At 72.1% G+C, this 21667-nt stretch carries 22 protein-coding genes; 9 read left to right on the top strand and 13 right to left on the bottom strand.

The window, feature by feature from the left end; translation table 11 throughout:
* Nucleotides 1-76: 76 nt before the first annotated feature.
* Nucleotides 77-706 (top strand): winged helix-turn-helix transcriptional regulator, encoded by a 630-nt coding sequence (locus ACZ56U_RS01025; protein ID WP_469081894.1) that lies wholly within the window; start codon nt 77-79, stop codon nt 704-706.
* A 29-nt stretch (nt 707-735) separates the two neighbouring features.
* Here ACZ56U_RS01025 and ACZ56U_RS01020 read toward each other — a convergent pair whose 3' ends face one another.
* From ACZ56U_RS01020 to ACZ56U_RS01010, 3 genes are read right to left on the bottom strand one after another with little or no spacing between them, the layout of a single operon-like run.
* A complete protein-coding gene (locus tag ACZ56U_RS01020; RefSeq protein ID WP_469081893.1) occupies nt 736-1539 on the bottom strand; it encodes a hypothetical protein in 804 nt (267 codons plus the stop codon).
* Nucleotides 1539-2813, bottom strand: a complete 1275-nt coding sequence (locus ACZ56U_RS01015; protein ID WP_469081892.1) for a VWA domain-containing protein — start codon at nt 2811-2813, stop codon at nt 1539-1541. The genes ACZ56U_RS01020 and ACZ56U_RS01015 overlap by 1 nt, the downstream gene beginning before the upstream one ends.
* A 56-nt stretch (nt 2814-2869) precedes the next feature.
* The gene (locus ACZ56U_RS01010; RefSeq protein WP_469081891.1) at nt 2870-4366 is read right to left on the bottom strand and encodes an IucA/IucC family protein; all 1497 of its coding nucleotides are present in this window, start codon (nt 4364-4366) and stop codon (nt 2870-2872) included.
* Between the two features lie 92 nt (nt 4367-4458).
* Here ACZ56U_RS01010 and ACZ56U_RS01005 point away from each other — a divergent pair, with 92 nt between their 5' ends.
* Nucleotides 4459-5967 (top strand): IucA/IucC family protein, encoded by a 1509-nt coding sequence (locus ACZ56U_RS01005; protein WP_469081890.1) that lies wholly within the window; start codon nt 4459-4461, stop codon nt 5965-5967.
* Nucleotides 5968-6121: 154 nt separating this feature from the next.
* The gene (locus ACZ56U_RS01000) at nt 6122-6406 is read left to right on the top strand and encodes a GlsB/YeaQ/YmgE family stress response membrane protein (RefSeq protein WP_469082272.1); all 285 of its coding nucleotides are present in this window, start codon (nt 6122-6124) and stop codon (nt 6404-6406) included.
* 136 nt (nt 6407-6542) lie between these two features.
* Here the strand turns inward: ACZ56U_RS01000 and ACZ56U_RS00995 are convergent, their stop codons facing one another.
* From ACZ56U_RS00995 to ACZ56U_RS00985, 3 genes are all read right to left on the bottom strand, one after another.
* Nucleotides 6543-7781 (bottom strand): PP2C family protein-serine/threonine phosphatase, encoded by a 1239-nt coding sequence (locus tag ACZ56U_RS00995; RefSeq protein WP_469082271.1) that lies wholly within the window; start codon nt 7779-7781, stop codon nt 6543-6545.
* A gap of 226 nt (nt 7782-8007) precedes the next feature.
* Nucleotides 8008-8859, bottom strand: a complete 852-nt coding sequence (locus ACZ56U_RS00990; protein WP_469081889.1) for a YihY/virulence factor BrkB family protein — start codon at nt 8857-8859, stop codon at nt 8008-8010.
* Nucleotides 8860-9049: 190 nt separating this feature from the next.
* On the bottom strand, nt 9050-10072 hold the full coding sequence (locus ACZ56U_RS00985; RefSeq protein WP_469081888.1) for a DNA-directed RNA polymerase subunit alpha: 1023 nt from the start codon (nt 10070-10072) through the stop codon (nt 9050-9052).
* Between the two features lie 425 nt (nt 10073-10497).
* Here ACZ56U_RS00985 and ACZ56U_RS00980 point away from each other — a divergent pair, with 425 nt between their 5' ends.
* On the top strand, nt 10498-11412 hold the full coding sequence (locus ACZ56U_RS00980) for a HipA family kinase (RefSeq protein ID WP_469081887.1): 915 nt from the start codon (nt 10498-10500) through the stop codon (nt 11410-11412).
* Nucleotides 11409-11702 carry an Rdx family protein gene (locus ACZ56U_RS00975; RefSeq protein WP_469081886.1) on the top strand — a complete coding sequence of 98 codons (294 nt, stop codon included), beginning with the start codon at nt 11409-11411 and terminating at the stop codon, nt 11700-11702. Before ACZ56U_RS00980 ends, ACZ56U_RS00975 begins: the two co-directional genes overlap by 4 nt.
* On the opposite strand, the gene aceB is transcribed toward ACZ56U_RS00975, so the two are convergent.
* Both aceB and ACZ56U_RS00965 read right to left on the bottom strand, forming a co-directional pair.
* Nucleotides 11692-13317, bottom strand: a complete 1626-nt coding sequence (gene aceB / locus ACZ56U_RS00970) for a malate synthase A (RefSeq protein ID WP_469081885.1) — start codon at nt 13315-13317, stop codon at nt 11692-11694. The two genes, ACZ56U_RS00975 and aceB, sit on opposite strands and share 11 nt — an antisense overlap.
* 187 nt (nt 13318-13504) lie before the next feature.
* Entirely contained in the window at nt 13505-14104 is a 600-nt protein-coding gene (locus tag ACZ56U_RS00965; protein WP_469081884.1) for a nucleotidyltransferase family protein, read from the bottom strand.
* A 216-nt stretch (nt 14105-14320) separates the two neighbouring features.
* Here ACZ56U_RS00965 and ACZ56U_RS00960 point away from each other — a divergent pair, with 216 nt between their 5' ends.
* Nucleotides 14321-14605, top strand: a complete 285-nt coding sequence (locus ACZ56U_RS00960; protein WP_469081883.1) for a DUF5955 family protein — start codon at nt 14321-14323, stop codon at nt 14603-14605.
* Between the two features lie 7 nt (nt 14606-14612).
* Here the strand turns inward: ACZ56U_RS00960 and ACZ56U_RS00955 are convergent, their stop codons facing one another.
* Both ACZ56U_RS00955 and ACZ56U_RS00950 read right to left on the bottom strand, forming a co-directional pair.
* Nucleotides 14613-14759, bottom strand: a complete 147-nt coding sequence (locus tag ACZ56U_RS00955; RefSeq protein ID WP_469081882.1) for a hypothetical protein — start codon at nt 14757-14759, stop codon at nt 14613-14615.
* Nucleotides 14756-15550: an IclR family transcriptional regulator gene (locus ACZ56U_RS00950; protein ID WP_398834076.1), complete on the bottom strand. Its 795-nt coding sequence runs from the start codon at nt 15548-15550 to the stop codon at nt 14756-14758. The genes ACZ56U_RS00955 and ACZ56U_RS00950 overlap by 4 nt, the downstream gene beginning before the upstream one ends.
* 272 nt (nt 15551-15822) lie before the next feature.
* Here ACZ56U_RS00950 and allB point away from each other — a divergent pair, with 272 nt between their 5' ends.
* Entirely contained in the window at nt 15823-17160 is a 1338-nt protein-coding gene (gene allB / locus ACZ56U_RS00945; protein ID WP_469081881.1) for an allantoinase AllB, read from the top strand.
* A gap of 49 nt (nt 17161-17209) precedes the next feature.
* Entirely contained in the window at nt 17210-18325 is a 1116-nt protein-coding gene (alc, locus tag ACZ56U_RS00940; protein WP_469081880.1) for an allantoicase, read from the top strand.
* 212 nt (nt 18326-18537) lie between these two features.
* On the opposite strand, the gene ACZ56U_RS00935 is transcribed toward alc, so the two are convergent.
* Complete coding sequence (locus ACZ56U_RS00935) at nt 18538-19275, bottom strand: SDR family oxidoreductase (RefSeq protein ID WP_469081879.1); 738 nt, start codon at nt 19273-19275, stop codon at nt 18538-18540.
* 290 nt (nt 19276-19565) lie between these two features.
* On the opposite strand from ACZ56U_RS00935, the gene ACZ56U_RS00930 reads away from it, so the two are divergent.
* Nucleotides 19566-20471 (top strand): DMT family transporter, encoded by a 906-nt coding sequence (locus ACZ56U_RS00930; RefSeq protein WP_469082270.1) that lies wholly within the window; start codon nt 19566-19568, stop codon nt 20469-20471.
* Nucleotides 20472-20606: 135 nt separating this feature from the next.
* Here the strand turns inward: ACZ56U_RS00930 and ACZ56U_RS00925 are convergent, their stop codons facing one another.
* On the bottom strand, nt 20607-20753 hold the full coding sequence (locus ACZ56U_RS00925) for a hypothetical protein (RefSeq protein WP_469081878.1): 147 nt from the start codon (nt 20751-20753) through the stop codon (nt 20607-20609).
* A 37-nt stretch (nt 20754-20790) separates the two neighbouring features.
* Complete coding sequence (locus ACZ56U_RS00920) at nt 20791-21594, bottom strand: alpha/beta fold hydrolase (protein WP_469081877.1); 804 nt, start codon at nt 21592-21594, stop codon at nt 20791-20793.
* Nucleotides 21595-21667 lie beyond the last annotated feature (73 nt).

The following is a 21667-nucleotide window of genomic DNA, read 5'->3' as shown; positions in this document are numbered from 1 at the left end:
TCTCCGGTTTCTGATGTTGCTTGGTTTTACCAAGTAGCAGCTTGGAAAGTCCAATGACTTGTCTAGACTGCGTCGCATGTCACCTCGCCGAAGCTACGACCAGTACTGCTCCGCCGCGCGTGCGCTCGACACCGTCGGCGACCGCTGGACCCTGCTGATCGTCCGCGAGCTGCTCGGCGGCCCGCGCCGCTACACGGATCTGCACGCGGACCTGCCCGGCGTCAGCACCGACGTCCTCGCCTCGCGGCTGAAGGACATGGAGCGGGACGGGCTCGCCACCCGGCGCAGGCTGCCCCCGCCGGGTGTCGCCTACGTCTACGAACTCACCGGACGAGGACGCCAGTTGCTGCCCGTCCTCCAGGCCCTCGGGACGTGGGGCGAGGCCGAGCTCGGGGAGCTGCGGCCCACCGACGCGGTACGGGCGCACTGGTTCGCGCTGCCGTTGCTGCGCGCCCTGGAGGGGGAGGGGCTGGTCGAGGTCCGGCTGGAGGAAGGGCACTTCCACCTGTACGCCGGAGCCGAGGACGGGCCGGTCCACGGCGACGGCCCCGCGCCCCGCGAGCCCGACGCACGGCTCGTCCTGGACACCGGGACCTGTGCCGCCATCAGCCGCGGTGAGGTGGCCCTGGCCGACGCGGTCCGGGACGGGCGGGTCGAGGTGACCGGCGACGGAGCCGTGGCGAAAACGCTGAGGGCCCACTGCTGAACGGCAGCGGGCCCTCGACGGGTGTCACATCAGGCGCCCGGCGGCACCTGTCGCGGCCGGCCCGCCCCGCGCGTCAGCGCGTGGCCGCCGACCCCCGCGAGCGCGGCCAGGATGCCGCCGATCGCGGTCCACACCCAGCGGTCGGACCACCAGCCCGACGACCAGCCGTCCTCCGGCTCGATCGCGGACAGCACGGCCGAGGAGTCCGAAGTCCCCTCGTCCGTAGCCGGCTTGACCGCGATGCCCGGCACCAGCGGCTCGGCCAGAGCGCCGTCCACCGCCGCCGCGCCGCCGATGTCCTTGGAGCCGACCTCCACCGAGGCGTCGACCGGCTGGCCGAGGTCGGCGGTGGCCAGGTCGACGACCGTCAGCCGGATGTAGTACGTCCCCGGCAGCGGGTCGTCGGCCCACGGCTCCGACCAGGCCCGCACGGTGCGCAGCACACAGGCCAGCTCCACCGAGGCCGCGTCCGCGGCGGCGGTGCGGGTCTGCGCGCCGTACTGGCAGGCCTGGCGGCGGCGCAGTCCGTCGTACACGTCGACCTGCCAGGTCTGCGCGGCGTGCGTCTTCGGCAGCTTCACCGTCGCCGTCACGGTCGGGCGCTGCCCGGCGTCCGCCGGGAACGACCAGTACTGGTAGTCGCCGGTGGAGCCGCTCGCGGTGGCCTGCCGGCCCTGCTCGATCTCGGTCGCCGTACGGAAGGACGTACCGGCCGAGGTCGGGGCGGCACTGTCCGCGGACGCCGAGGGGGACGGCGAGGAGTCGGCCGCCGCCGGGGACACGCCCAGGCCCAGCGCCAGGAAGGTCGCGCTCAACACACGTGTGATCCGCATCAGTTGGTCCTCCAGACCGCGAACCGCCAGCGCGAGAGCCAGCCCCAGACGAGACCGGCGAGGAAGCCGGCGAGGATCAGGACACCGAGCAGCCACCAGCCCCGGCCGAGACCGAAGGAGGCGACGTCGCTCGACGAGGACGGGGCGTCCACGACATCCACGGTCAGTTCGAGCGGCAGACCCGGCGTGGTCTTGACCCCGGAGGCCGCCGAGAAGGAGTTGGTGACCTGGAGGCACACGGTCTCGGCGGCCGGCTTGTCACTGTCGTCGTCGTCCCGTTCGGGCCTGGGGTAGCGCAGCCCGGTGGAGATGACGTCGGTGCGGCCGTTGCCGGCGGCCTCGCCGCGCACGATCTCCCGGCCGTGCACCGTGACCGCCCGCAGCAGCGTTCCGTAGTCGGGGTTCACGGCCCGGTCGGCCGCGACGCTCACCGAGGCACGCAGCTCCTGTCCCGGCAGCACGTCCACCCGGTACCAGCGCTCCTGCCCGAACTCCTCGCGGTCCGTGTAGAGCCCGGACTCGAGCGTGGGCGCCTTCGCACACGCGGCGGCACCCTCGGTGGCCACCGGCGTCACCACCGGATCGGCCGCCCGGTCCACCAACTGGTTGACCTTGTCGGTGAGTTCCTCGGTGTGCTCCACCGAGGTGTACGTGCCGCCCGTCGCCTCCGCGATGCAGCTCAGCTGCCGGCGCATCTTGGTGTTCGGGACCAGGCCGAGCGTGTCGATGGTCAGGCCGATGCCCCTGGCCGCGATCTCGCGGGCCACCTCGCACGGGTCGAGCGGGGCGCAGGTGTCCTCACCGTCACTGATCAGGACGATCCGCTTGGAGCCGGAGCCCTCGGTGAAGTCGCCGGCCGCCTTCAGCAGCGCCGGGCCGATCGGCGTCCAGCCGGTGGGGGAGAGCGTCGCCACCGCCGTCTTGGCCTCGGTGCGGTCCAGGGTGCTGACCGGATAGAGCTGCGCGGTGTCCTTGCAGCCCGTCTTCTGGTCGTCGCCCGGGTAGTTGGCGCCGAGCGTGCGGATGCCGAGCTGGACCTCCTCGGGCGTCGCGTCCAGCACCTCGTTGAAGGCCTGCTTGGCCGCGGCCATCCGGGTGCCGCCGTCGATGTCCCGGGTCCGCATGGAGCCGCTCACGTCGAGGACGAGGTCGACCTGGGGCGCGGTCTCGCCCGTGGGTTCACCGGCGGCCGCCCCGGCCGGGAAGGCCATCCCGGCCGTGAGGGCGGCGAGCAGGGCGCACACTCCTGCCGCCAGCCGTTTACGTGTGATCATCGGCGGATCCTATTGATCAGGAGTGCCACGCTCCAAAACGAGCCCCTGAACGCCGCTCACCGCAGCGGGTTCGGCAGCGCGGCCCACTGGTCCCCCGGCGTCCCCGGCGACAGCCTCATCAGCGTCAACGCCTTCGCGGGCAGCGGGTTCTCCACGAGCGCCACGAGATCCGGCGTACGCGGCAGATCCCGTACGGCGGTCTCCAGCGCCGCGCCCAACGCCGGACCCGAACCCGCCGTCCCCGCCAGGGCGCCCGCCACCAGCGCCCCGAACAGCTTGCGCCGCAGGGCCGTTTCGTCGTCGGTGACGAGCCGGCCCGTCAACTCCGGTACGGGCAGCCCGTGTCGGGCCAGCCGGGCCGGACTGATCCGGATGTCGGCGAGGTCGCGATACACCAGCCGCCGCGGTTCGCCCTCGGGGGAGAGCACCACCAGCAGGTTCTGGCCGTGCCCCTCCAGCGCCACGCCCAGTTCCAGCAGCCGCAGACCGGCGGTGAGCGTGAGCCGGGTGAACCGCGCCAGCCACCCGGGGGAGGCGGGCAGTCCGGTGGTGGCGAGCGCGGCCACCGGGACCACGCGCTCGCCGCCGGTCGCGTACGCTCGCGGCGACTCGCGTACCACCGCCGCCAGATCGGGCGATCCGGCGGTCGCCGCGCCCAGGGTGCGGGTGAAGTGCAGCAGGCCGCCGGTGTGCGCCTCCAGGGACTCCGCGAACGCCGACAGGGTCGCCGACACGCCGATCGAGTAGGTGGAGATGTCCCGCACCGACGACGTCAGCCGGGCGCTCAGCGCGGTCTTCACATGCGGGCCGCCGTCCGGCAGGGCCAGCGTGCGCAGCGACATCAGCGGATGCGCCACCGGCCCCTCGTCGCCCGTCCGCTTCAGCACGTGCGCCGCCTGCCACGGATGCACCGGCATCAACAGCCGCTCCCCGTCCCGCATCCCCTGCGGCCACCCGCCCGTCACGAGGCACTCGTCCGCCCGTACCGGCACCAGCCCCAGCTCCACGAGCGGCCGGTGCTCGGGCGCGTACGCCAGCTGCTCGGCCACCGAGAACCCGGGCCGCGAACGGCAGTTGGGGTGGAAGGGGTGCCCGTCGACCACCCGCTGCTCCCACTCCCAGTCCGTGCCGGGCCACTCCGCCCCGGGGCTCGGCTGCCCGGCGCGGGACAGGGCCAACGAGGCGACACTGTGGTCGAGTTCGGCCGCCAGATCCGCGCCGTGCGGTACGCCCAGATCGGTCATCAGCCGGGCCGGCTCGCCGTACGCCGTCTCGTCGAGCCGTACGACGTCGACGTACGCGGCGGTCGCGTACGGGTCGGCCGCCGGACCCGTCAGCCGGCGGCCGTCGCGAAGCCGCAGCACGAGGGTGTCCCGCGCCGTCTCGCGACCGGTGACCCACGGCAGCGGCTCATGAGCCAGCGCCCGCCACAGCCGGGTCAGTACCGCGGCCCGGGCGCCCGGGAGCTCGGCCGTGTACCGCGACACGAGGTCGGGGCGTACGTCGGCCAGTTCCTCGGCGACCTCGGCCTCTGCGGTGGGGGAGTGGTGCACGGATGGGCTCCTCGGGTGCGAGTAGGGCGTCAAGGTGGGGGATGACCACAGAGATACTGATCATCTCCGCCCCAACGGACCGTAGAGAACGAGTGAATCGCGTGGACGTCATCCCCCCACCCGCCGCAGCCGGAGCCGACGCCCGGCGCGCCGACGCGTACGCGGCCGCGCCGCTGCTGAACTGCCTGCTGCGCGAGGTCGCCGAGCGGCTGCCCGGAACCGGCGCGCGGCCGGTGTACCGCCTGCCCAGCGGGCTGCTCCTGCGGGTGCGCGGCGAGCGGCGGCCCGCCGAACCCGAGACGGCCACGGGCGGCCACTGGCGGCGCGTCGGCCACACCGAACTGGTGAAGCTGGTCGCCGAGGAACTGACCCGCCGCACCGGCCTGTCCAACCCCGACCTCCCCGCCGAGATGCTCGACAGCCGGGACGCCGTCGCCGCGATCCTCGGGGCACGCGCGCGTGCGGTGCCGCCCGCGGCCCCGTACCTGCGCTCCGAGCAGTGCCTGCTCACCGGCCACCCCCACCACCCCGCCCCCAAGGCGCGCGGCGGCGGCCCGGCGGCCGCATGGCTGCCGTACGCGCCCGAGGCGCACGCCCGCTTCCCCCTGGTGCTGCTCGGCGTCCGCGAGGACACGGTCGTCGAGGAGGGCGACACCTCCGCCCTCGACACGCTCGGCGAGGCCCCGCCCGGCTACCGTCTGCTGCCCGCCCACCCTTGGCAGCTCGACCTGGTCGACCTCTCCGACGCCTTCGCCGACGGCCGGCTGATCCGGCTCGGAAAGACGGCCTTCGACGCCTGGCCCACGGCCGCGATCCGCACGCTGTACGCCCCCGAGCGCGACCTGTTCCTCAAGTTCAGCCTGGACGTGCGCATCACCAACGACATCCGCCGACTGTGGCGGCACGACCTGGAAAAGCTCCGCAGGACCGACACGGCGGCGTCCCGGGCGTTCGCCGGGAGCCCGGCGGCCTGGCTCTCCGACCGCGGCTACCGCACCGCCGCTTTCGCCTTCGAGGAACTCGCCGTCCTCGTCCGCGACGGCTTCCACGACCACCTCCTGCCCGGCGCGACCCCGCTGCTCGCCGCGGGCCTCGTGGAGGGCTTCGACGGCAGCCCGCTCGCCGGCCCCTCCCTGGACCAGGCCGGGGCCGCGGCCTGGTGGGAGGCGTATCTGCGCGCGGTCGTCCCGCCCGCCCTGACGGCCTTCGCCGACCACGGCGTCGTGCTGGAGGCACACCTTCAGAACACCCTCGTCGCCGTGGACGCCGACGGAACGCCCGTGCAGGCGCTGTTCCGGGACGCCGAGGGCGTCAAGCTCCTGGCGGACGTGGACCGCGCGGACGGCTGGGAGCGGCTGGTGTACACCCTCGTCGTGAACCACCTGTGCGAGGCCGGGGCCGCTCTCGCCGAGCGCCGCCCCGGCCTCGACCCCTGGCCCGCCGTACGCCGCGAACTGGCCCGCCACGACCTTCCCGAGATCCCGGCCCTGCTCGCCTCGCCCACCCTCCCCGGCAAGACCAACCTGCTGCTGCGCTGGACCGGCGCCGACGGCGCGGACGCGCGCTACCTGCCCCTGCCCAATCCGCTGGCCCGCCCGTGAGCCCATGGGTCACCGAAGCCCCTGCCGGGCGGATGACGGCGGGGGACGATGTGAGGATCCGGCACGGCCGAGTGCCAAGAAGATGTTTGTTCGGCCGCGATCGGTGCACACGATGAGCTGACACAACCTTTATATGACGAAGTGGAGAGGCCTCATGGGCATCATCGCGTGGATCTTCATCGGCCTGCTCGCCGGCGCCATCGCCAAGCTCCTGATGCCGGGCAAGGACCCGGGCGGCATCATCATCACCATGCTCATCGGCATCGCCGGCGGTGTGCTCGGCGGCTGGCTCGGCAAGGTCATCTTCGGCGTCGACTCCATCGACGGCTTCTTCGAACTCTCCACCTGGATCGCCGCGATCGCCGGCTCCATCATCCTGCTCGCCATCTACCGGCTCGTCACCGGCAGCCGGCATTCGCACCGTCACGCGACCCGCTGACGTCACAACGCCACAGGACCCACCTGGACGGCTCCCTTCCTGTTCGCAGGACGGGAGCCGTCAGCGTGTGTCCGGCCGGGCCACCCGTGGCCCACGAGCCGTTAGCCCTCGTCCGGGTGTCCGCGCGGTCGTCGGGTCATCGCCCGGGAGTGGTCTGCCCCGTCCGCGACGGGGCGGAGGCGTCGGAGAGGTCCGCGCCGGTGTCGGCGTTCCGCTCGGAGTTCCCGACGCCGTGCCAGTCCAGGCACATGACGGTCGCGTCGTCCTGGAGGTGGCCGTGGTTGGCGTCGATGATCGCCGCGATGAGGGTGCGGGCGGCCTCGCGGGGATGCAGGGCGCGGGTGCTCACGATCAGGTCGGACAGATCGATGCTGTCGGCGTTGCGCTCCAGCATGCCGTCGGTCAGCATCACCAGCCGGTCGCCCGGCTGAAGGTCCAGCGACTGGACCCGGTAGGTGTGGGGGACCTGGAAGCCGAACGGCATGTCGATCTCCGGAGTGATCTCCCGCACCTCGCCGTTGCGCATCCGCAGCGGCCAGGGGTGGCCGGCGTTGATGAACTCGGTCCTGCCGTCGGTCAGGCTGATGCGCAGGAGCTGGCCGGTGACGTAGCTCTGGCGGCCGTGGTCACGCATGGCCTGGTCGGCCTGCCGGGCCTGTTCGGCGAGGTCGGCGCCGCCCCGCCGGGCCCGGCGAAGGGCGCCCACCAGGAGGGTCGCCAGCAGCGCGGCGTCGACATCGTGCCCCATGGCGTCGGTGACGGAGAGCTGGACCGTGTCCCGGTCGATCACGTAGTCGAAGGTGTCGCCCCCGACATGGTCGGCGGGCTCCAGTGCCCCGGCCACCGCGAACTGCGCCGCCTCACACGCCAGCGACGCCGGGAGCAGCCGGTGCTGGATCTCGGCGGCGAGGCTCAGCGGGGCGGTACGGCGGCCCCACTGGTACACGTCGGTGTAGGACCGGTTCGCGATGACGATGTAGGCCAGGGCATGCGCGGTCTCACCGATCTCCCGCATCACCTCCGCGTCCGGCGCCGCGGGCAGGAACAGTTCGAGAAGCCCGATGGCGTCCCCGCGGTTGGTCACCGGGGCGACGATCCGCACCAGCGTGCCCTCGCCCTTGTCCTCCACGCTCGGCCGCTGGGTGCGGATCACGTCGTCGTACAGGGTGCCCCGCAGCGTGATGCGCCGGGCGGGTTCATCGGTGTCGATGCTGCCCGCCGCCCCCAGCCGGACGACCGAGCCACCGGTGAAGTCGGTGATGAGGAACGACACCGACGCCGCCCCGAGGCGCTCCTTGAGCATCCCCGCGACCACGTCGAGCGACTCCACGGGCGCCGCGGACTCCGCTGCGGCCAGAGTCTGCGCCAGGCTGATCGCCCCGCCGCGGCCACCCCCGTTCGCGGGAGTACCGGCGGTCGCCCCACCGCCCCCGTCAGGCCCGTGCACGGTCACGCTGACTCCTTGCTGCTCAGGGCTCCGGCCCGGGGACGTGAGGGACGTGCGCCGAGCCAGGTGCACGGCAGATGTCGTTGCCAGAGCTCGCCACTGCCCCCGCGGCCCAAGGGTACGGGCGGTCAGCCACAGGTACGTGCAGACCGGCTCATTCGCGGTGCGCGGGATTCGTCAGCTCCGCGTTGAACTGAGCGCCGATCAGGAGGGACAGATTGGAGAGCCACAGCCAGACCAGGAACACCACGACGCCTGCCAGTGAGCCGTACAGACGGTCGTAGGTGCCGACCAGCGAGGTGTAGACGGCGAATCCGAGCGAGACGGTCAGCAGGAGCGCCACCGCCAGTGTGCCGCCGGGCGCCATCCTCCGGACGGGGCGGGAGGACGGCGGTCCCGACCGGTACAGGACGAGCACCAGGAGGACGGCCACCGCGGCCACGACCGGCCACCGCAGCGTGTCCCAGGTGGTCTGGGGCCCGTCACCCAGGTTCAGCGCCTGCCCCAGACGCCGGGCCAGGCCGCCGGTGAGCAGCAACGCGAGGGTGGACGTCAGGAGCAGGGAGCTCAGGACGAGTGCCGTGGCGATGATGCGCGGAGCGGTACGCCAGACCGGCCGGTCCGCGCTGATCCGATGCATGGAGTACAACGCCCGGCGGAAGACGCTCAGATAGCTGCATCCCGACCACAGAGCCCCCGCCCCTCCGGCGAAGACCAGCGTCCACGCCGCCGTCGGCTGGCCGACCATCTGCCGCAGGGTGCTGCGCAGCAGGGCACGGGACTCGGCCGGGGCCGCCTGTGTCAGGCGGTTGATGACGTCCGGCTCGGCTGTGGGCATGGTGAGACCCAGGATCGAGAGGATCACCAGCAGCAACGGGAACAGGGCCAGAACCGCGTAGTAGGTCAGCGCGGCGGCCCAGTCCGTGACGTCGTCGTTCCAGACGGTCATCGGCGTCCGGCGCAACGCCACCCACCACCGAGTCGTGCGACCGTCTGCATCATCCATGACGCGGATGGTCTCACCCTTCGTGCCCCGGGCCACCATCCAGCACCGAGGTGCGACGGAACCCGGCACCCGTGCCGGGTCAGCCGAAGGCGGGACGGTGGCGGGTGGCACGGCCTCGTGGCACCACGCGGCGAACAGAGCGTGGAGTCCTCTCCCCGTCCGCGAGGTGCCGCTACGACCGGCGCGGCGGTCAGTACTGCTCGGTCTCCACGAAGCCCGCGTCCGCGTCGTCGTCGGCGCCGAAGGCTTCGGCGGCGGCCGTGGGGGCGAATCCGGGCGGGCTGTCCTTGAGTCCCAGGCCCAGGCCGGCCAGCTTCGCCTTGACCTCGTCGATGGACTTCGCACCGAAGTTGCGGATGTCCATGAGGTCGGCCTCGGAGCGCGCCAGGAGCTCGCTCACGGAGTGGACGCCCTCCCGCTTGAGGCAGTTGTACGACCGGACGGTGAGCTCAAGCTCCTCGATCGGCAGCGCGAGGTCAGCGGCGAGGGCGGCGTCCGTGGGGGACGGGCCCATGTCGATGCCCTCGGCGTCGATGTTCAGCTCGCGGGCGAGACCGAACAGCTCGACCAGCGTCTTGCCGGCCGACGCCATGGCGTCACGGGGACGCATGGCCTGCTTGGTCTCGACGTCGACGATCAGCTTGTCGAAGTCGGTCCGCTGCTCGACACGGGTCGCCTCGACCTTGTAGGTGACCTTGAGCACGGGGCTGTAGATGGAGTCGACCGGGATACGGCCGATCTCCTGGCCCACCTGCTTGTTCTGCACGGCGGAGACGTAACCGCGGCCGCGCTCGACCGTCAGCTCCATCTCCAGCTTGCCCTTGCCGTTGAGCGTGGCGAGGACGAGGTCGGGGTTGTGCACCTCGACACCGGCCGGGGGCGCGATGTCGGCGGCGGTGACCAGCCCCGGGCCCTGCTTGCGCAGGTACATCACCACAGGCTCGTCGTGCTCGGACGACACGACCAGCTGCTTGATGTTGAGGATCACGTCGGTGATGTCCTCCTTGACGCCCGGCACGGTGGTGAACTCGTGCAGCACGCCGTCGATACGGATGGACGTGACCGCCGCACCCGGGATCGAGGACAGGAGGGTCCGGCGAAGGGAGTTGCCGAGGGTGTAGCCGAAGCCCGGCTCCAGCGGCTCGATCACGAACCGGGACCGGAACTCGTCGACGACCTCTTCGGTCAACGAGGGACGCTGAGCGATCAGCACGTGGTGTTGCCTCCAGTGGTGTGGCGCCCGCTATGTGACGCCGTGGGTACCACGAAGGGTACGGGCGATGCGGGCGATACGGCTTCCACGGAGGCCGAACCGCCGTCTTACCGACCCAGTGGGTGCGGTGATCATGGAGTCGGCCGTGACGGGATCGGGGATCGGGGTGACGCCGGGGCAGGGCGCCTGGGGGTGGCCCGGGCGCTCCTCGCCGGCGATCATCCTCGGTTTATGCTCACTTCATGCCGGAGGCCTGAAGCAAGGGGCGGACGGCCGTCGACGGACCGCTGGGGGAGGCAGGGAGATCCGCATGCTCGTCGAAACTCCCCAGATTCTCCCCAGGGCCACTGACGGGCCATGCCCGCTGTGTGGGCCCCGACGTCGACCGTGGATCGCACGGCTGAAGAGGCGGGTGGCCTGAGGACATGTTGAGAAAGGTCACAGCGACCCGTTACGTCGAACCCCTGCGCTCCGGCGGCTCCGTCCCCGGCGTCGTCGAGGCCGACGACCTCGGGACCTATGTCGTGAAGTTCACCGGCTCCGCCCAGGGCCGCAAGGCGCTGGTCGCCGAGGTGATCGTCGGTGAGCTGGCCCGGGCGCTCGGACTGCGCTTCCCCGAGCTGGTGCTGGTGGACTTCGACCCGGCGATCGCGGACAGCGAGCCCCACCAGGAGGTGCGGGACCTCCACGGCGCCAGCGCCGGGACCAACCTCGGCATGGACTACCTGCCGGGCGCCGCCGACTTCACCCCGGAGGTCGCGAAGACCTTCCGGGTCGACCCGCTGGAAGCGGGCCGGATCGTCTGGCTCGACGCGCTCACGGTGAACGTGGACCGTACGGTCCACAGCTCCAACCTCATGGTCTGGCCGACCCTGGGCGTGGCCCCCGCGCGCCTGTGGCTGATCGACCACGGCGCGGCGCTGGTCTTCCACCACCGCTGGGACGGCTCGGACCCCGCCAAGCGCTACGACTTCCGCCACCACGCCCTCGGCCACTACGCCCCCGACGTCGCGGCGGCCGACGCCGAACTGGCGCCGAAGGTCACCCCCGAACTGCTGCGCGGGATCGTCGCCGCGGTCCCTGACGCCTGGCTGGCGGCGGAGTCCGACTTCGCCACGCCCGACGAGGCCCGCGAGGCCTACGTGAGGTACCTGCACGCGCGCGTGGAGGCCTCCGAGGCGTGGCTGCCCACCGACTTCCCGGCCCGGGAGGAACTCGCCGCGGAGGAGACCCGGCGGGCGGCGAGGAGCCGCCAAGGACGCCCCGCGTGGCTCCAGCAGGTCCCCGACCTGCACGGCAAGCCCGCGGCCGAACAGGATTGGTCGGTGCACCTCGGATGAGTGGCCGTGTCGAGATCGAGTACTGCACACAGTGCCGCTGGCTGCCGCGCGCGGCCTGGCTGGCGCAGGAGCTGCTCACCACGTTCGAGGCGGAACTCGACGAGCTGGCGCTCAAGCCCGGCACCGGCGGGGTGTTCGTGGTGCGGGTGGGCGACCAGGTCGTGTGGGACCGCCGCGAGAACGGCTTCCCGGAGCCCACGGCGGTCAAGAAGGCCGTACGCGACCGAGTGGCCCCGGGAAAGACCCTGGGCCACTCGGAACGGCTCCCGAAGGGGGACGTCAGCCCTTGAGCTGCTCGTACGCCGGCAGGGTGAGGAAGTCCGCGTAGTCGTCGTCGAGGGAGACCTCCAGGAGCAGGTCGTGGGCCTGCTGCCAGTGGCCGGCGGCGAAGGCCTCCTCGCCGAGCTCCGCGCGGATGCTCGCGAGCTCCTCCGCGGCGACCTTGCGGGCCAGCTCGGGCGTGGCCTTCTCGCCGTTCTCGAACTCCACGCCCGCGTTGATCCACTGCCAGATCTGGGAGCGGGAGATCTCGGCGGTGGCCGCGTCCTCCATCAGGTTGAAGATGGCGACCGCGCCGAGCCCGCGCAGCCAGGCCTCGATGTAACGGATGCCGACCTGGACGGCGTTGACCAGCCCGTTGTACGACGGCTTGGCGTCCAGGGAGTCGATGGCGATCAGATCGGCCGCCTCGACGTGGACGTCCTCGCGCAGGCGGTCCTTCTGGTTCGGCCTGTCGCCGAGGACCTTGTCGAAGGACTCCATGGCGATCGGGACCAGGTCGGGGTGGGCGACCCAGGAGCCGTCGAAGCCGTCACCGGCCTCGCGGTCCTTGTCGGCCCGGACCTTCTCGAAGGCGACCTTGTTGACCTCGGCGTCCCGGCGCGAGGGGATGAACGCCGCCATGCCGCCGATCGCGTGCGCGCCGCGCTTGTGGCAGGTGCGCACGAGGAGTTCGGTGTACGCCCGCATGAACGGGGCCGTCATCGTCACCAGGTTGCGGTCCGGCAGGACGAACCTGGCGCCGCCGTCACGGAAGTTCTTGACGATGGAGAACAGGTAGTCCCAGCGTCCGGCGTTCAACCCGGAGGCGTGGTCGCGAAGTTCGTAGAGGATCTCCTCCATCTCGTACGCCGCCGTGATCGTCTCGATCAGGACGGTGGCGCGGATGGTGCCCTGCGGGATGCCGAGGTGGTCCTGTGCGAAGACGAACACCTCGTTCCACAGGCGGGCTTCGAGGTGCGACTCGGTCTTCGGCAGGTAGAAGTAGGGGCCCTTGCCGAGGTCGAGCAGCCGCTGGGCGTTGTGGAAGAAGTACAGGCCGAAGTCGACGAGGGCGCCGGGGACCGCGTTGCCGTCGGCGTCGACGAGGTGGCGCTCGTTCAGGTGCCAGCCGCGCGGGCGCATGACGACGGTCGCCAGCTCCTCGTTCGGGCGCAGGGCGTACGACTTGCCGGACCTCTCGTCGGTGAAGTCGATGTTCCTGGTGTAGGCGTCGACCAGGTTGACCTGGCCGAGGACGACGTTCTCCCAGGTGGGCGCCGAGGCGTCCTCGAAGTCCGCGAGCCAGACCTTGGCGCCCGAGTTGAGGGCGTTGATGGTCATCTTGCGGTCGGTGGGACCGGTGATCTCGACGCGGCGGTCGTCCAGGGCCGCGGGGGAGGGGGCGACCTTCCAGGAGTCGTCCGCGCGGATCGCGGCGGTCTCCGGGAGGAAGTCCAGCGTGCAGGTGCGGGCGATCTCGGCGCGGCGCTCCGCGCGGCGGGCGAGGAGCTCGTCACGCCGTGGCGTGAACCGGCGGTGCAGCTCGGCCACGAAGGCGAGGGCCGCGTCGGTGAGCACCTCCTCCTGCCGGGGCAGGGGCTCGGCGTCGACGATGGCCAGCGGGGACGGCGCTGGTGCGGACATGAGCTGTCACTTCCTTCAGCGAGCGTGGCACCGGGTGCCAGTCGAACCGGGTACGGCGAGCAGCGCCCCTGGAGCGGGAGGGCGCTTCTGATCAGTGGATACTAGTTTCCTCATCGTGGAAGTTCAATGGTTTGTTGATATCGAGATTCTCCGGGTCGAGGCAACGTGGCGCTGAGTGCCACCCCGTTCACTCAAGGTGGTGCAGATCCTCGACGGTGTCGATGTCGTACGGCCGGGCCACGTCCCCGCACTCGACGAGGGTGATCCGGTCCGCGTGCTCCTTCAGGTACGCGCGTGCCCCCCGGTCCCCGGTGGCAGTCGCCGCGACGCCCGCCCAGTGCGCGGAGCCGAAGAGCACCGGATGCCCGCGTACGCCGTCGTAGGCCGCCGACACCAGACAGTCCGGGGACGTGTAGGCGCCGAGCACGCGCGCGTACGCCTGCGCCCCGATCCCGGGCTGGTCCACGAGCGAGACCAGCGCGGCCCGCGCCCCCGTGCCGGAGAGCGAGTCGAGACCGGCTCGAAGCGAACTGCCCATCCCCTGCTCCCACGCGGGGTTGTCCACCAGCACACAGCCCTCCAGTCGCGCCCGCTCACGTACGACGTCGGCCCGCGCGCCCAGCACCACGTGCACGCGCGTGCACCCGGCCGCGCGCAGGACGCCCACCGCGTTTTCGATCAGTGGCCTGCCGCGATGCTCGAGCAACGCCTTGGGGCGCCCGCCGAGCCGTCTGCCGCCGCCCGCGGCGAGGAGCAGCCCGGCGACCTGGTGTGCGTTGTCCGTCATGCGTCCTGCATACCTGACGCCCCGGCGAGCGGCCGGTTTCCGAGGGCTGAATTTCGGTCCTCGCAGTGGCGCGGCCCTGTCCGGCTGGCGTTTACTGACCCCCGTCCCGGCGCCCGACCAGCACCACGGGGCGCACAGGACGGATCATGACGACGACGCACACCGGCGTGCGCCGGGAGGGGGAGAGCTGTGTTGCGGAGCTTGGGGCAGAGGCCAGTGACCGGCAGCGACAAGGACCCGAGAGTGGTGGGACTGCGGACCGCGGTGTCCCGCCTGCGCCGCGAACTCGCCGCGCACCCGGCGGACTTCCCCGACCGCGGGATCGCCGAGGACGAGCTCGCGGCGCTGGCCGCCATGACGATCGAGGGGGTGCCGGAGGTTCCCCGGCTGCGGCGCTCGCTGCTGCTGATCGCCGGGGCCATCGGCTCGGTCAGCGCGCTGTCGCGCGGGCTGGCGGACGTACGGGATGCGGTGGAGCTGTTCGGGGAGCCGCGGCGATAGGCGTGGCCTAGGTCGCCGGCAGGCCGCGGCACGGGAACGGCCCGCGGTGGCCGTGGTCCCCCTCGCGGTGCTCGAACTCCGCGCAGAGCCAGGTCTCCTGGACGCTGCCGTGCCGGTCGGTGTACCGGCCCGGGCGGCGGGCTGAGCCGATCATGCGGGGCTCTGGGTGGCCAGCGCCTCGGACAATTCCCCCGCGACCTGCTGGAGCACCGGCACGATCTTGTCCGTGGCCGCCTCGGTGACCCGCCCCGCCGGGCCGGAGATCGAGATCGCCGCGGCGGTGGGCGAGTTGGGCACCGACACCGCGAGGCAGCGGACGCCGATCTCCTGCTCGTTGTCGTCGACCGCGTAACCGGCGCGGCGGACGTCCTCCAGGGCCGCGAGGAAGCCCTCCGGAGTGGTGATCGTCTTCTCCGTCGCGGCCGGCATGCCGGTACGGGCGAGCAGGGCCCGCACCTCGTGGTCCGGGGTGTTCGCCAGGAGGGCCTTGCCGACGCCCGTGGAGTGCGGCAGGACGCGCCGGCCGACCTCGGTGAACATGCGCATCGAGTGCTTCGAGGGCACCTGGGCGACGTACACGATCTCGTCGCCGTCGAGCAGGGCCATGTTCGCCGTCTCGCCGGTCTCCTCGACCAGGCGGGCCAGGTACGGGCGGGCCCAGGTGCCCAGCAGCCGGGACGCCGACTCGCCGAGGCGGATCAGGCGGGGGCCGAGCGCGTACCGGCGGTTGGGCTGCTGGCGGACGTAACCGCAGACCACGAGCGTGCGCATCAGACGGTGGATGGTGGGCAGCGGCAGCCCGCTGCTCGCGGAGAGCTCGCTGAGGCCGACCTCGCCACCCGCGTCGGCCATCCGCTCCAGCAGATCGAAGGCGCGCTCGAGGGACTGGACCCCGCCGCTGGCGGACTTGGCGGAGTCGGTGGTGCTGGCGCTGGACGTCGGCACGGCGCGTTCCTTTCGGGGTGGCAGGAAGGGGCAGAAGCCTACCCGCCAGTCGGTTGACGCCCCGCTGGTACGTAGCTACGTTCTGCCTGCCGGAATTCTAATTCCGCTTTGTGGAAACGTCCAGAGTGTGGTGCACCGAACCCTTGCGGAGAAGTGTGCCCTTGACGGGGCGGAAGCGGGAGTGAAGACTCCTTCAACAGAACGTTGAATTCCGTTACGTGGACGTACGTCCCGTTTCCCGGAAGTGACAACGGCGACAGAGAGGGGTCCGGGTGTCCGACGTAGAACTGGTGGTGCGCTCCAGGCGGGTCATCACTCCGGAAGGGACGCGCGCGGCCTCGGTCGCGGTCGCCGCCGGGAAGATCACGGCGGTCCTGCCGCACGACGCCGACGTCCCGGAAGGGGCCCGCCTGGAGGACGTGGGCGACCATGTCGTCCTGCCCGGCCTGGTCGACACCCATGTGCACGTCAACGACCCGGGCCGCACCGAATGGGAGGGCTTCTGGACCGCCACGCGCGCGGCGGCGGCCGGCGGCATCACCACCCTCGTGGACATGCCGCTCAACTCCCTCCCGCCCACCACGACGGTCGACAACCTCCGTACCAAGCAGGACGTCGCCGCCGACAAGGCGCACATCGACGTCGGCTTCTGGGGCGGCGCCCTGCCCGACAACCTCAAGGACCTGCGCCCGCTGCACGAGGCCGGGGTCTTCGGGTTCAAGGCGTTCCTGTCGCCGTCCGGCGTGGAGGAGTTCCCGCACCTCGACCAGGACCGGCTGGCCCGCTCCCTGGCCGAGATCACCTCCTTCGGCGGTCTGCTGATCGTGCACGCCGAGGACCCGCATCACCTTCAGGCGGCCCCGCAGCACGGCGGCCCCAAGTACGCCGACTTCCTCGCCTCCCGGCCGCGGGACGCCGAGGACACCGCCATCGCCCAACTCATCGCCCAGGCCAAGCGGTTGGACGCACGTGTGCATGTGCTGCACCTGTCGTCGAGCGACGCGCTCCCGCTGATCGCGGCGGCGAAGGCCGAGGGCGTGCGCATCACGGTCGAGACCTGCCCGCACTACCTGACATTGACGGCCGAGGAAGTACCGGACGGGGCCAGCGAGTTCAAGTGCTGCCCGCCCATCCGCGAGTCCGCCAACCAGGACCTGCTGTGGCAGGCGCTGGCCGACGGCACCATCGACTGCGTGGTCACCGACCACTCGCCGTCCACGGCCGACCTCAAGACGGACGACTTCGCCACCGCGTGGGGCGGCATCTCCGGTCTCCAGCTGAGCCTCGCGGCGGTGTGGACGCAGGCACGGAAGCGGGGCCACTCCCTCGAGGACGTCGTCCGCTGGATGTCCACGCGGACCTCGGAGCTGGTCGGCCTGGACCAGAAGGGCGCCATCGAGGCCGGCCGCGACGCCGACTTCGCGATCCTCGACCCCGAGGAGACCTTCACCGTCGACCCGGCCGAGCTCCAGCACCGCAACCGCGTCACGGCGTACGCGGGCAAGACCCTCCACGGCGTCGTCAAGTCGACCTGGCTGCGGGGCGAACGCATCGTCGTGGACGGTGAGTTCACCGCCCCGAGGGGACAACTGCTCACCCGCGCCCACTGATCCAGACCTCCGCACCCGCGGCGGCCGACTCCAGAAAGGCACTTATCCCGTGACGGCGATTTCGAGCTTCACCGGCGACGCGAACCCCTACGGCGGCGGTGACCCCTACGCCGACTACCGCACCGCCGACTTCCCCTTCACCCAGTACGCCGACCTCGCCGCCCGGCAGCTCGGGGCCGGGGTCATCGCCGCCAACGACGAGTTCTTCGCCCAGCGCGAGAACCTGCTGATCCCCGAGCGGGCCGAGTTCGACCCCGAGCACTTCGGGCACAAGGGCAAGATCATGGACGGCTGGGAGACGCGCCGCCGCCGCGGGGTCTCCGCCGAGCACCCGTGGCCGACCGCCGAGGACCACGACTGGGCGTTGGTCCGCCTCGGTGCCCCGGGCGTGATCCGCGGCATCGTCGTCGACACCGCGCACTTCCGCGGCAACTACCCGCAGGCCGTGTCCGTCGAGGCCACCGCGGTCGAGGGCGCCCCCTCGCCGGAGGAACTGCTGGGCGACGACGTGAAGTGGACGACGCTCGTCCCGCGCACCGCGGTCGGCGGCCACGCGGCCAACGGCTTCGCGGTGTCGGTGGAGCAGCGCTTCACCCACCTCCGCGTCAACCAGCACCCCGACGGCGGCATCGCCCGACTGCGCGTGTACGGCGAGGTCGTGCCGGACCCGAGGTGGCTGGAGGTGCTCGGCACCTTCGACGTGGTCGCCCTGGAGAACGGCGGCCGGGCCGAGGACGCCTCCAACCTCTTCTACTCCCCGGCCTCCAACACCATCCAGCCGGGCCGCTCCCGCAAGATGGACGACGGCTGGGAGACCCGCCGCCGCCGCGACCAGGGCAACGACTGGATCCGCTACCGCCTGGTGGCCCAGTCCCAGATCCGCGCGATCGAGATCGACACGGCCTATCTGAAGGGCAACAGCGCGGGCTGGGCGTCGGTGTCGGTCAAGGACGGCGAGAGCGGCGAATGGACCGAGATCGTCCCGCGCACCCGCCTCCAGCCCGACACCAACCACCGCTTCGTCCTGCCGGCCCCGGCGGTCGGCACGCACGCGCGCGTGGACATCTACCCCGACGGCGGCATCTCGCGGCTGCGACTGTTCGGCTCCCTGACGGAGGCCGGCGCGGCAGCCTTGGAGGCGCGGCATCAGGAGCTCGGCGGCTGACACGCGCAGAGCGTTGAACGCCGGACGGGCTGAGAAACCCAGCCCGTCCGGCGTTTGAGGACGAGGCACTCTTCAGGGCCGAAGCGGGGGTCTGGGGGCGGCAGCCCCCAGGGAGGGGACGGGGAGGGGCGGCCGGGGCGAAAACATCACACGGGCGTCACGCCGCGTGCCCCCCCGCGGGGCGTCACGCCGCTCCCCCCTCCCCGCGGGCGTCACGCCGCGTGCCCTCCGTCCACCGACAACTCCGCCCCCGTGACGTAATCCGCCCCCGCCAGGTAGGCGACCATCTCCGCCACCTCGTCGGCCGTCCCGAACCGCCCGAGCGCCGTCATCGCCGCCTGGTCGGAGGCGTAGGGGCCGTCGGCCGGGTTCATGTCGGTGTCGGTCGGGCCGGGGTGGACGATGTTCGCGGTGATACCGCGCCCGCCCAGCTCCCTCGCCAGAGCCTTCGTCAGGCCGATCAGCGCGGACTTGCTCATGGCGTACAGACTGCCGCCGGGCCCCGGGACGCGCTGGGTCATGCAGGACCCGACCGTGATGATCCGCCCGCCCGTTCCCAGTCGCGCGGCAGCGGCCTGCGAGGCCAGGAACACGCCCCGCACGTTGACGGCGAGCACCCGGTCCACCTCCGCGAGCGACAGGCCCTCCAACGGCCCCACCACTCCCACGGCCGCGTTGTTCACCAGCACGTCGAGGCCACCGAGCGCCTCGACCGTCCGCTCCACCGCCCCGGCCGCCTCCGCCGCGTCCGCGGAGTCCGCCCGCAGGGCCACCGCCCGGCGCCCCAGCGCCTCCACGGCCCGCACGACGTGCGCGGCCCCCTCCTTGTCGTTCACGTAGGTCAGCGCCACGTCCGCGCCCTCCCGGGCGAGCCGCAGGACCGTCGCCGCCCCGATGCCGCGGCTGCCGCCGGTCACCAGGGCCACCTTGCCGTTCAGAGTCTTTGTCATGGGTCCATCCCAGCGGCCCGCGCGGGCACGCGCTGGCGGCGAACGGACACCGAGTTCACCGGAGCGGAACCGAGGACGCTCTGCCGACCGCGTTCGGCACCGGGCTGGTTGCATCGCCTCCACGGACGTCCCCATCCAGACGTACGACCTGGCCGGACGGCCGGAGTACGGGACGTGCGGGCTCCCCGGCGACTCCTAGTCGAAACGCGGCCACACCGGTACGGTGATCGCTCCGCGTGCGAGCCGCCGACGTCTCCACCTCACCGATGGAGACCGGGAGAGCCGCCCAGATGTCCTCGATCGCCGTACCGGGCACCCTCGCGCCCCGCCGCACCTGGCTGACCGACCTGCCCGTCCTGGCCGTGGCGGTCGTGTGGGGCGCCAGCTATCTCGCCGCCAAGGACATCACCACCGCGCGGACGGTGATCGCCGTCCTGGTCCTGCGCTTCGCGATCGTCCTGCCGGTCCTGGTCACCGCGGGATGGCGCTCACTGCGCGCCCTGACCGCCGCCCAGTGGCGCGGGGCCGGACTGCTCGGACTGATCCTCAGCGGGATCTTCCTCCTGGAGACCTACGGCGTCGTCCACACCTCGGCGACCAACGCGGGACTCATCATCAGCCTCACCATGATCTTCACCCCGCTCGCCGAGGCCGCGGTGACCCGTACCCGCCCCTCACGGGCCTTCCTCGGCGCCGCCGCCCTCTCGGTGCTCGGGGTCGTCCTGCTCACCCAGGGCGGCGGCGTCACCCGGCCCTCCCTCGGTGACCTGCTCATGCTGCTCGCGGCCCTCGCCCGTACCGTCCACGTCCTGGCCATGTCCCGCGTCAAGGCCGTCCAGGGCGCCGACGCGCTCTCCCTGACCACGGTCCAACTCGGCGCCGCCGTAGCGGTGTTCGCGCTCCTGGCGACGGGCGCCGACGTCACGCCGTGGGAAGCGGCCGCGGACTTCGGGCCGCGCGAGTGGGCGGGCCTGCTGTTCCTGTCCGTGTGCTGCACGTTGTTCGCCTTCTTCGTGCAGATGTGGGCCGTACGCCGCACCTCCCCGTCCCGGGTCAGCCTGCTGCTCGGCACCGAGCCGTTGTGGGCCGCCCTGGCCGGCATCGCGCTCGGCGGGGAACGGCTCGGCGCGCTCGGTCTGGCGGGCGGCGCGCTGGTACTCGTGGGGACGGCGTGGGGGCGCCGGGCGACAGGTTGACCCCGCGGGGACGCGTCCTGCCGAGTCGGCCGGTCGACCGGTGCTTCCGGGGCGGCGTGCTCACGGACCGGGGTCCGGTCAGCCGGTGCGGCGTGGGGCCTCGACGATGCTGCGGCCTGTGCTGCTCGTCGGCGCTTACGGGACCTGCACGCGCTCGCCGGTGGGGGCGATGCGGACCTCGATGTCGGGGGCGAGGCGGGTGACGGCGTCGGCGTAGTGGCGGGGGTCCGGGTCGGTCTGGCAGGCGTGCCCGATCCGGGTGACGGCAAGGGAGGCGTTCATGGTTCTCCCGCTCTTGGGGGCCGATTGTCCGCGCGGGTCAGGCGCCGAGGTCGAGGCCGAGGATGGCGCCGAGGAGTTCTTCGGGGGTCTCCAGCTGCGGGAGGTGGCCGGTGCGGGGCAGCAGGGTGAAGACGGCACCGGGGATGGCGGCGGCGTAGGCGCGGCCGTAGTCGGGGGTGACGATGCCGTCGCTCTCGCCCCAGATGACGTGGACGGGCAGGTGCAGGCCGGCCAGTCGGCGGGTGAGCGTCGGGTCGGACATGGCGGGGCCCGTGTAGCCGATCAGGGCCTGGAGGTCGGGGCTCGGTCCGGCCTGGCCGGCGGGCGGAACGGGTGCCTTGCGCGGGTCGTGGAAGGAGTGGGTGCTGATCTGCTGCGGTGTCATGCCGGCGAGGTTGGTGATGGGGTGGCCGTCCACCTCGATGCCGATGCCGTCGACGATGACGGCGCCGCTGACGCGCGGGCTCTCCTGAAGGGCGATCTCGGCGGCGAGCCAGCCGCCGAAGGAGTTGCCGACGACGGTGACGTCGGCGAGGTCGAGCTCCTCCAGCAGTGCGACGTATGCGCGGGCCAGCGCGGTGACGTCGGTGAGGCCGTCGGCCCTCGGGGTGCCGCCGAAACCGGGGTGGGTCGGCAGCAGCACCCGGGTGTGGGCGCGCTCGGCGAGGAGGTCGGCGAAGCCGGCCATGGTGGGCATGCCGCCGCCTCCGTGCAGGAGCAGGAAGGGGCGGGTGCGGTCGCGGTCCTGGACGGTCATCTCGACCGGTCCGGCGGGGGACGCGACGGTGTGGCCGGAGGTGCGGGTGGGCCGGAGGGAACCGGCCGGAACGGGGGCGCTCATCGTCTTCATCTCCTGTGAATCAGCTTGCTTATATAAAGAACCTTAGATCAGGTCTCGTATCTAAGCAACCTTG

The organism is Streptomyces sp. NPDC034103 (assembly GCF_055575395.1).
The sequence above is the reverse complement of the archived record's forward strand: the minus strand, read 5'-3'. Positions and strand labels throughout refer to the sequence as shown.